This window comes from Selenomonas sp., assembly GCF_052169755.1.
In the GTDB taxonomy this organism is placed as follows: domain Bacteria; phylum Bacillota; class Negativicutes; order Selenomonadales; family Selenomonadaceae; genus Selenomonas.
In genome coordinates this window covers 1-10,591 of the sequence record NZ_JBQNBV010000071.1, presented here as the reverse complement: position 1 = coordinate 10,591, position 10,591 = coordinate 1, and the positions used below count along the sequence as shown (strand labels likewise).

The 10,591-nt window shown below is 60.3% G+C and carries 7 protein-coding genes; all 7 read left to right on the top strand.

Annotated elements, in window-relative coordinates:
• Positions 1 to 1,041: VWA domain-containing protein (locus ACTTKG_RS06390; RefSeq protein WP_442673405.1), on the top strand; the 1,041-nt coding region annotated here is incomplete at its 5' end.
• Positions 1,042 to 1,067: 26 nt separating this feature from the next.
• Positions 1,068 to 2,195: an adenosylcobinamide amidohydrolase gene (locus tag ACTTKG_RS06385; protein WP_442673404.1), complete on the top strand. Its 1,128-nt coding sequence runs from the start codon at positions 1,068 to 1,070 to the stop codon at positions 2,193 to 2,195.
• Between the two features lie 28 nt (positions 2,196 to 2,223).
• Entirely contained in the window at positions 2,224 to 5,916 is a 3,693-nt protein-coding gene (cobN, locus tag ACTTKG_RS06380; protein WP_442673403.1) for a cobaltochelatase subunit CobN, read from the top strand.
• Complete coding sequence (locus ACTTKG_RS06375) at positions 5,909 to 6,910, top strand: ABC transporter substrate-binding protein (protein WP_442673402.1); 1,002 nt, start codon at positions 5,909 to 5,911, stop codon at positions 6,908 to 6,910. Before cobN ends, ACTTKG_RS06375 begins: the two co-directional genes overlap by 8 nt.
• Before the next feature lie 76 nt (positions 6,911 to 6,986).
• Positions 6,987 to 7,799: a nucleotide-binding protein gene (locus ACTTKG_RS06370; protein ID WP_442673401.1), complete on the top strand. Its 813-nt coding sequence runs from the start codon at positions 6,987 to 6,989 to the stop codon at positions 7,797 to 7,799.
• Positions 7,789 to 9,090 (top strand): nitrogenase component 1, encoded by a 1,302-nt coding sequence (locus ACTTKG_RS06365; protein WP_442673400.1) that lies wholly within the window; start codon positions 7,789 to 7,791, stop codon positions 9,088 to 9,090. Before ACTTKG_RS06370 ends, ACTTKG_RS06365 begins: the two co-directional genes overlap by 11 nt.
• Positions 9,083 to 10,360: a nitrogenase component 1 gene (locus ACTTKG_RS06360; protein ID WP_442673399.1), complete on the top strand. Its 1,278-nt coding sequence runs from the start codon at positions 9,083 to 9,085 to the stop codon at positions 10,358 to 10,360. The genes ACTTKG_RS06365 and ACTTKG_RS06360 overlap by 8 nt, the downstream gene beginning before the upstream one ends.
• Positions 10,361 to 10,591 lie beyond the last annotated feature (231 nt).

Below are 10,591 nucleotides of genomic sequence, written 5' to 3'. Positions count from 1 at the left end.
GAGCCGCAGGGAGAGTCGGAAGATGAGGCGAATGATGCGTCGCAGGATGAACGCCCGGACGATAATTTGACGAGAGATGCGATGGGCGGCGAATCGAAAGAGCAGGAAGCCGATACAGGAGAAGCGCAGGAAGAAGAGGCGCAGACCGACGAGGAGCAAACGCCGCCTGCGGACGGCGATTCGGGCGGCGAAGATAGAGATGAGACGCACTCCATAGAAACGGTTATGGCGCGGCTTTCGCTCCTGCGCGAGGCGGTGTGCGGGAGGAAGGGCAAGAGCGGCAGACGCGCAATCGTGCAGCTTGACGTGCCGACGGGACGTCCTTGGCGCACATCGCTGCCGCGCACCGGACGGCGCATCGACCTCGCCTTTGCCGCTACGCTTCGCGCGGCGGCGCCTTATCAGCGGCAGCGGCATGGCGAGCAGGCCGTCGTCATACGCGCCGAGGATCTGCGCGTATGGATTCGGGCGCGTCGTGCCGCCGCGAACATCCTCTTCCTCGTCGATGCAAGCGGCTCTATGGGCGCGAAGGAGCGCATGAAGATGGTGAAGGGCGCGGTGCTCGCCCTCCTGCGCGAAGCGTACCAAAAGCGTGATCGCGTGGGACTGATCGCCTTTCGGCGCACGAGCGCCGAGACGCTCTTGCCAATGACGCGAAGCGTGGAGCTGGCGGAAAAGGCGCTGCGCTCTTTGCCGACGGGCGGCAAAACGCCGCTCGCAGAAGGACTTGCCGCCGCGCTCAAGATGATGGATGAGCTCAGTCGCAAGGAAGGCGCGGAAACGGTGCTCGTGCTCGTGACAGATGGCAGGACGAATGTTTCTGCAGTGGGGAAGGCGAAGGAGGAGGCGCTGCGCGCAGCAGAGGAGATCGCGCGAAGAGACGCGCACTGCATCGTGCTCGATACGGAGAAGAGCTTTCCGAAGGTGGGACTGGCGCCTGAGATCGCGCAGCGCATGAATGCGGGATATGCCACGCTGGAGCGTCTTTGTGCCGAAGGTGTATTGGAAGTCGTGCGGCGTTTTCGTGATATGCAAGATTGATAGTGCGTGATGGGGGGCAAGGGCAGATGGAATTGGCAAGACTGACGACGGGCGACATCGTTTATCGCTATGACAAGAGCATCGTTTTGGTTTTCAGCGGGCGGCGCAAGGTACTCAGCACTTCGCTTTACAACGGCGGCTACCATGAGGATTTCGAGGCGGTGTTCAATCGCGATATGACGCAGGGATCGGGAATGCCCTGCGAGTCCTTTGCGCCGACATACGTCGAGAGCATGAAGATCGTTGCAGAGCGGCTTGGTCTTGCGCCGGAATTGACCTCGGGCATGGGTACGGCGGCGCACATGGAAAACGCCTCTATCGTGTCGCGAAGCTACAAGGAACTGACCGTAACGGCGATCGTAACGGGCGGCGTGGAAACGAACGGCGGGCGCGTCGGCGATCCTGCATCCTACTACAAGACGGCGGAGAAGAAATGCGGCACGATCAACATCATGCTCGTCATCGACGCCGATCTGCCGCCCGGAATTCTTGCGCGTGCTCTCGTGACCTGCACGGAGGCGAAGACGGCGGCGCTGCAGGAACTCATGGCGTCGAGCCGCTATTCCACGGGACTTGCCACGGGTTCGGGCACGGATCAGACAATCGTCGTCGCCAACAGTGAGTCGCCGCTCTTTTTCGAGGGTGCGGGCAAACATTCCAAGCTCGGCGAGCTCATCGGACTTGCCGTCATGGCGGCGGTCAAGGAAGCGCTCAAGAAGCAGTCGGGTCTTACACCGGCGCGTCAGCACGACTTGCTGCGCCGCCTGCGCCGCTTCGGCGTCACGGAAGAAGCGCTGTGGCGGCAATATAAAGAAGCGGCGGACGCCAATGCCTTAATCAAGGCGCAGTTCATTGCCGCCTTGGAAAAAATGACTGCTGTACCGTCGCTTTTTCCCCTGGGCGTACTGTTCATCCATCTTTACGACGAGTATCTTTGGGGGCTTTTGGAAAAGGAAGAAACTTGGGAAGCAGCGGAAACGCTGCTGAAAGAGATGGCAGAGGTTCTTTTTCTCTCGTCGAAAGAAAGCGTGTCCATGCAGGACGACTATATGAAGTCGATGGAGCATCTCCTCGTGTATGCCGTCATCGAGCGCGTCCGCGAAACTTTAGAGGAAACGGCGTCGAAGGAAACACATGCCGATGTCGGTGCATGAACGAGGGGAAAGCAGGAGGTGCAGCGAAATGAAAATGGCGGTCTATACGAATATTCAGCGCGTGTCCGCGCTCGTCTGCCGCGCATGGGAAACGTGTGCGGCGGCACTGCCTGCGCTTGAACTTGTCGTTCGTACGGCAGACGGTATGGAATCATGGCGCAGTTTTGAGGAAAAGGCTGATCTTTGTCTATTCTTCTGGATGGGCACAGGGTTGGATAACCCCTTCCTGCAGCAGGCGTCGCGCAGTTTGCAGAAGAGCCGTGCGCCGCATTTGATTCTTGTGGACAATGCCGAGCATGATAAGGTCAGCTATGGCTTCTCGGCAGAGGAAATCGCTCTCGCCTGGCAGTATTTCCGCTGCGACGGCGAGGAGAATATGAAAAACTTCCTGCTGTATCTTGCGCGGAAAATGGGGTTTTCCTGTGCGCCGGAACCGCCGCGCATACTGCCTTGGCACGGCATACACCACCCCGATTGGCACGGCGATTGTCAGGACATTGAGGGATATCGTGCCGCGCATTGCCGTGACGATCGGAGGACGATCGGCGTCATCTTCTATCGTTCGGAGTGGATTACAGGGGACTTCACCTATCACACGGCATTGATTCGTGCGATAGAGGCGCAGGGGCTCAATGCCGTCGCGGTTTTTTCCAATTCGTATCGCGATGAGCGCGTGGAGTCGCCGACGCTCTTCGATGCCATGAAGCGATACTTCTGTCGCGACGGGAAGACCGTCGTCGACGCCATTATCACGACGATGAAGTTTTCCATCAAGGCGGGCGGTACGCGCATCGAAGATCTCTATGCGCTCGGCGTGCCGCTTCTTGAAGCATATACGGTGCTTGCGCCAAAGGAAGAATGGGAAAGGTCGCCTGCGGGTCTCGACCCGATGGAGGTGTCCTTCAGCGTCTGTATGCCGGAGTTCGACGGCGTCCTTCATGCCGTGCCGATTGCGGCGAAGGTGCTCGATGAGACGGGAACGCCTCGCTATGCGCCGCTTGAGGAGCGCATGGAGCGTCTGGCGCGAAAGGCGAAGAAGTGGGCAAATCTGCGCCATAAGGCAAACGAGGAGAAGAAGATCGCCATCGTCTTTCACAACTATCCGCCGACGAATGCGAATATCGGCAGTGCGGCGGGGCTTGACTCGCCTGAGAGCGTGCGCCTCCTGCTCGCGAGGATGCGCGAGGCGGGCTATCGCGTCGATTTCGTGCCGGAGAGCAGCCAAGAGCTCATGGATATTCTTACGAATCACGCGACGAATGACCGCCGATTCGTGAGTGAAGAGCAGGTAAAGAATGCCGACGGACAGCTTACGGCGGCGCAGTATGAAAGATTCTTCAAGGCGCTGCCGCAAAAGGTCAAGGAACATCTGAGAAAGGATTGGGGCGAAGCGCCGGGCGAGGTGTTCAACTACGACGGCACGCTGCTCGTGCCCGGCACGCTCAACGGCAATATCTTTCTCACGGTGCAGCCGCCGCGCGGCTTCGGCGAGGATCCGGGCAAGTTGCTGCATTCGCCCGACGCCGCGCCCACGCATCACTACATCGGCTTTTATCACTGGCTGCGCGATCTGTGGCGGGCGGACGCCGTCGTCCACGTCGGCACGCACGGCTCGTTGGAGTGGCTGCCGGGCAAGAGCACGGCGCTCTCGAACGAATGCTATCCTGACGTCTCGCTCGGTGATCTGCCCGACGTATATCCCTACTGGATCACGATTGTCGGCGAGGGCATACAGGCGAAGCGCCGTGGCGCAGCGTGCCTCATCAGCCATCTTTCGCCGCCAATGCAGCTCGCGGGCGCTTTCGACGAGCTGCAGGAGCTTGAGCAGGCGCTCGACGAGTACGTTCATTTCCGTGCGGCGCAGCCAGACAATTTGACAGCGGTACAGAAAATCGTGCGCGAGAAGGCGGCGCTCTGCCATTTCGAGGATTCCATCGAGGAAGGCGAGGACTTCGACGCCTATGTCGCTGCTCTGCACAATTATGTGACGGACATCAAGAACATGCAGATCCGCACGGGGCTTCATACCCTCGGGCAAGTTCCGGAAGCTGAAAAACTCTTGGACCTCGTGCTCGCGCTCGTGCGCGTCGAGCATGGCGGCGAGCCGTCGCTCCTGCGCCTCATCGCCAAGGAAGAGGGCTACGATTACGAAGAGCTTTTGGAGCACAGCGAACGCATGACGGAGGACGGCATGACGTACGGCAGAAAGCTCGATGCGATAGAAGACGTCATGCGCCTGCTTCTCGTGCGTCTCGCCGCGCGCGCCTACATGCCGCAGGCGGCGAGAGAAGCATTGGCTTTGGAACCGTTCGCCTCGTACAGTGCGGCGGGCAGGGAAGGACTTCTGGCGGCGCTCGGCGAAGTTACGGAGAAGATCGTGCCGCGCCTCCTGCGCACGGAGGATGAGCTGACGGGCACGCTCCGCGCCCTTTCGGGCGGATACATCGAGCCGGGACCGGCGGGAGCGCCGACGACGAACGGCGCAGACGTCCTGCCGACAGGACGCAACTTCTACGGACTCGATCCGCGCTGTCTGCCGACGCCTGCGGCGTGGGAGTACGGCAAGGAACTGGGTGATGCGCTCGTCGAGCAGTATATCAGCGAGGAGGGACGCTACCCGGAAGCGGTCGGCATCGTCTTCTGGGCAGGCTCAAACATGCGCAGTCATGGACAGTGCATTGCCGAGCTGTTCTACCTCATGGGCGTGCGCCCTGTCTGGCAGAGGCCGTCGCAGCGCGTCGTCGGGCTTGAGGTCATCCCTCTCGCCAAGCTCAAGCGGCCGCGCATCGACGTGACGGCGCGCATCAGCGGTCTCTTCCGCGATGCCGTGCCGAACGCCATCCGCTGGGTCGACGAGGCTGTGAAGCTTGCAGCAGCGCAGGATGAGAGTGCAGATGAAAATTTCGTGCGCAAGCACATCCTCGCGGACACGGCATGGCTCGAAGAGCAGGGCGAAGAGCATACTCTTGCTTGGGAACGCGCCTCGTGCCGTATCTTCGGCGACCCGCCGGGCGCTTACGGCGCGGGCGTCGGCGACCTTTTGGAGTCGAAGGCATGGCAGACGCTCGACGATCTCGCGGCCGTCTACACGCGCTTTTCGGGCACGGCTTACGGTGCGGACGGCATGGCGCGCAGCTACGATCCCGAGCTTTTCCAGCGGCGCATGAAGGAGCTTGATGTCACGGTCAAGAACGAGGACACGCGCGAGACGCACATGTTCAGCTCGGACGATTACAACGCCTACCACGGCGGCATGATCGCCACCGTGCGTGCGCTCACGGGCAAGGCGCCGCGCTCTTACAGCGGCGATACAAGCGACCGTCAGCGCATCGTCGTGCGCACCGTCGCCGCAGAAGCCGAGCGACTGTTCCGCGGCGAGGCGATGAATCCGAAATTCATCGAGGGCATGAAAGAGCATGGCTACAAGGGAGCTTCCGACCTTGCGAATTATCTCGCGCACAGCTATCAATGGGATGCGACGAGCGCCGTCATGGATGATTGGATGTACGAAGGATATGCGCGCAAGTATGTGCTCGATGCGTCGATGCAGGAGTGGCTGCAGGAGGTCAACCCCTGGGCGCTGCACCGCATGGCGGAAACGCTCTTAGAAGCAGAGCAGCGCGGCTTGTGGAAAGCGCGTGAGGAGACGAAAGAGGAATTGCGCGAGCTGTTCCTCTCCATCGAGGGCGATTTGGAAGAGAGGGCGGAACAAATTGTATAAGGCAAAGAAGTATCCGCGATTTGCTGCAGTCTTCACATGCGCCGCACTCCTTTCGGCGCTCTTTCTGACGGGCTGCATGGGCGAAAGGGATGAGGCGTCGAGCGGGTACCGTGTGACCGATGCGGAGGGAACTGTTGTCGAGATTCCGCATAAGCCACAGCGCATCTTGACGATCAGCGCGGGCACGGACGAAATGATGCTCGGTCTTGTCGAGCCGGAGCGCATGGCGGCGGTCAACGACTCGCTCGCGGACGAGAAGCATACGAATGTGCCGTGGGTGCGCGGGAAAATCCCCACGGTCATCACGCGCAGTCCGTCTGTCGAGCAGGTCGCCGCGCTCTCGCCCGACCTCATCATCGTCACGCCGTGGCTTCCCCGCGAGAACGCTGATGCCATGCGTGCGCTCGGCGTGCCGGTCGTCGTCTGCCGTGCGGCGGCGACGATGGAGGACATCCATGCCAATATCCGCCTCTTTGCAGCAGCCGTCGATGAGAAGGAGCGCGGTGAACGGCTGATCGCGAAGATGGAGGAAAAGCTCGCGGAGATCGAAGAGAAGATGAAGGATGTTCCCGAGGAAAAGAAGCACAAGAGCATCGCGCTCATTTCCATCATGCCCAACTACGGCGGCGCCGGCTGCACCTTCGACGAGCTTTGCAGCCATACGGCGTCGATCAATGCAAAGGCTGCCGCAGGCAACCGCATGGGGCAGGAGATGACGAAGGAGCAGCTCGTCGCGGCGAATCCCGACTACCTTTTTTTGCCGAGTTATGAGGACGCAGAAACGCGTGAAGAGAATTACGGCAGGCAGTACATGGAAGATCCGTCTCTTCAGCAGATGACAGCCGTGCGGGAAAAGCAGATCGGCCATCCGTGGGCGCGTTACGTCTACAATCTTTCACAGAACATCGTCTTCGGCGTGCAGGAAACGGCATGGATTCTCTACGGCGACGCTTTTCTCCAGTCGCGGCAGGAATTTCTCTCGGCGGTGGAGTAAAGGGGAAAGGAAACGCTGATAAAATGAAGAGGGGCGGCTGAATTTATCAGTGGTCCTAAAGGAAGGGGCTGCAAACTTGAAGAAGATTGCGTTTTACGGCAAGGGCGGCATCGGCAAGTCGACGACTGCCGCCAACGTATCGGCAGCGTTTTCGCGCGGGGGAAAGAAGGTCTGTCAGATCGGCTGCGACCCGAAGAACGATTCGACACGGCTGCTCTTGGGGCGCATTGCGCCGCTCACCGTGCTCGATGCAGAGCGCAGCAAGAAGGGCGCGGCGCTCTCTCTTGCGGAAATCGCGCATGAGGGATACGGCGGTGTGCGCTGCATCGAAGCGGGCGGCCCCGAGCCGGGCGTCGGCTGCGCGGGGCGCGGCATCATCGTGGCGCTCGAAAGGCTCAAGGCGCTTCATGCGTTTGATGATGTCGATGTCGCCATCTACGATGTACTCGGCGACGTCGTCTGCGGCGGCTTCGCCGTGCCGATACGAGAAGGCTATGCCGAGGAAATCTACATCGTTTCCTCGGGGGAGCTCATGTCGCTCTACGCGGCGAACAACATTGCCAAGGGTGTGCGCCGCTTCGCTGCGCGAGGCGTCGTGAAGCTCGGCGGCATCATCGGCAACGGGCGCGATGTCGCGCGGGAAAAGGAGCTTTTGGAAGCCTTTGCCGCACGCCTCGATACAAAGCTCATCGCCTACATCCCGCGCTCCGCCGCCGTACACGAGGCGGAGATCCATCGGCAGACGCTCATCGCCTACGCGCCGGATTCTGCACAGGCGAAGATTTATGAAGAACTTGCGGCGGCGATTGAGGGAAATGCGGATCTAGTCATCCCCAAGCCGATGGCGTTTGAAGCGTTGGAAGATCTGGTGGAAAGCTATGGGAACTGAAGCGAAACGCATGGTGATGCGCCGCACGAATTTCAGCTGCAGTATGCCGGGCGTCTGGCGTGCGCTTTCCTTCGTGCGCGGCGCTCTCGTCATCTTCCACAGCCCGCGTCCGTGCGCTCATATCGCCCACGGCATGGACGTGGGAAGCTTCTACCGCCTGCGCGCGGCGGGAACGAAGGTGCGTCTCTCGCCCGTGCCGCTTCTGACAAGCTCCTTGTCGGATGCAGAGGCAATTTTCGGCGGCGAGGATCGTCTGCGCGAGTGCATACGTTTCGCCGCAGAAAAATATCAGCCGCAAGCGATATTTATCGCCAATTCCTGTGTGAGCGGCGTCATTGGAGACGATACGTGCGCCGTGGCTGAGGAGATGGAGCAAGAGCTTGGCTTGCCCGTCAGCGCCGTCTCGGCGCACGGTTTTCTCGACGGCGAGTATTATGCAGGCTACCTTGACGCTGCACGCGTGCTCGTCGATCGCTTCATGAAGCCGGCCAAGCGCCGTGCGGGCAGCGTCGTGCTGCTCGGCGACTGCGGCGGCATTCACGGCGAGTACGTGAAGGAGCTGTGCCGCTTGCTCGGGCTTCTCTCCCTGCGCGTCGAGGGACAGTTTCCGTCGTATCTCGCCCTGTCTGAGATGGATGTCGTGCCGGCAGCGGAGCTTCTCATCGTGCTCGGGCGGCGAAGCGACGAGAAGCAGGCGCTCCTCGTCGACTTGGCGCGGCACATTCATGAGCGTTTCGGCACGCCGTACCTTGCCGACGTCTATGCGGTCGGATCGGATGAAACGAAGGAGTGGCTGCGTGCAGTCGGCAGACTTTGCGGCAGGGAAAGGGAAGCGGAAGAAGTGATTTGCACCGAAGAAGAGGCGTTTCAACGCGCTGTGGAAGAGGTGCGTCCGACGCTCTCAGAAAGGCGCGTGACATTTGCCATCGGGCGCGATATCAACTGGTTTCAGCCGCAGATCGTCATGCGTATTCTAAAGAGGGCGGGCGTCGAACTGGCGGGCGTCGTCCTCCTTGATTCGTTCCTGCCCGGGCGGCGCGAGGTCATGGAAGAGGAGCTCGTGCGCCTGACGGATGCGCCGATCGCCTGCGAGGGCAGCCGCGAGGCAGAGGAGCTTTTCAAAGCGTCGGATTTCGTTCTGACGACGCACGAGCTTACCGACGCGAAGCTGCGGCAGATCTTTCTCGCGCTCATGCCGTCCGTCGGCTGGTCGATGGAAAAGAAGCTCCTGCACGATATGGTGCATATCGTCTGTCGTCACGAGAGCCGGGGAGGTCTGATCTATGGCTGAGCAGGAACGGCGTTTCGATGACGTCTGCGCTTGGACGGACAGCTGTGCGCTCGCGGGTGCGATGGCGTTTTTTGCCGCTTGGCGGGATGCGGTCGTCATCGTCAACGGCCCCATGTGGTGCCATTACTTCGCGCTGCGTCACGTCGAGCATGGCGTGAGCGATGCCGTGCAGCGTACCGGCTGCACGCAGCTCGATAACGACGCCATCGTCTTCGGCGCGGAGGACTATCTGCTGGAAGCTCTGCAGCCCTATATCGCTGAGCCACCGCGCCTTTTGGCGATCGTCAGCAGCTGCGCCGCGGGGCTGATCGGCGACGATGTAGCCGCCATCGCGCGGGCGGCGGACATAAGCTCGCCGATTGTCGCCGTTGACAGCAGCGGCCTCGCGGGCAGCTTCGCCGAAGGCTGGCAAAAAGCCGCGTGCGCTGCGCTTGATGTGCTGCTGCCTGAGAAGAAAGTCGAAAAGCCGTATGGCGTGAATCTCCTCGGCGTGACAGCAGGCTACTATAAAGGGGTGAACGACGCGCAGGAACTCGTGCGCCTCCTGCGATTAGCGGGTTATGAGGTGAATGTCGTCCTTGGCTGTGGTGTGAAGGTGTCGGAAGTCGAGCGATTGCCCGCCGCCGCGCTCAACATCGTCGTGCATAGAGAGCTTGGATTGGCTCCGGCGCAGACGCTTTCGGAGAGGTACGGCACGCCGTTTGTCGCACCGCTGCCGCCTTACGGCAGGGCGGGTACACGGCGGTGGCTCGAAGAGATCACATGCGCTTTGCCCGCACCGCGCGAAAAGGATGCGCAGGAAGAACTTTCTCATGTGGAAAAGGAAGATTTTCTGCGTCTGAACGAAATAAAGAGCATGTGGGGTGAGCTTTGGTTCGATAAAGCGCTCGTGCGGGCGCCCGTATCTATGGCATGGGGGCTGGCGCAGGCGCTGCGAACGGAGTGGGCGGATGTGCGTCATCTCGCTGTTGCGGCGGATACGGACGATGCGTTGATGAATCGAACGATTGTCGATGAAGTTTTTTCCGAAACGCATACGGCGGGATTGGATTCCTTCCTCGCTTCGATGAACGGCGGGCTGCTTCTTGCAAGCAGCAACGAAGCGGCGCAGGTCGAGCTGCGGCAAGCGCAGTTTTTGCCTGTCGCTTATCCCGTGCTCGACCGTATCCATTTGACCGATGTGCCGCTGATGGGACTGCGCGGTGCGCGATTCATCGAAGAGCAGCTTTGGAACAGTTATATTTTACGCAAGCAGCTGAGTTTACTATGAAAGTCCAAGAAGTCAAGCCCGAAGGGCGCAGACTGATTGGGTAACTTTCATTAAGGGCGGCGCACAATGTCCACAAGGTGGACGTTTGTGCGTGTAGTTTACTATGAAGCCCCAATCGGTCAAGCCGTAGGCGCAGACCGATTGGCTTGGCTTCATTAAGGGCGGCGTACAATGTCCACGAAGTGGACGTTTGTGCGTGTAGTTTACTATGAAAGTCCAAGAAGTCAAGCC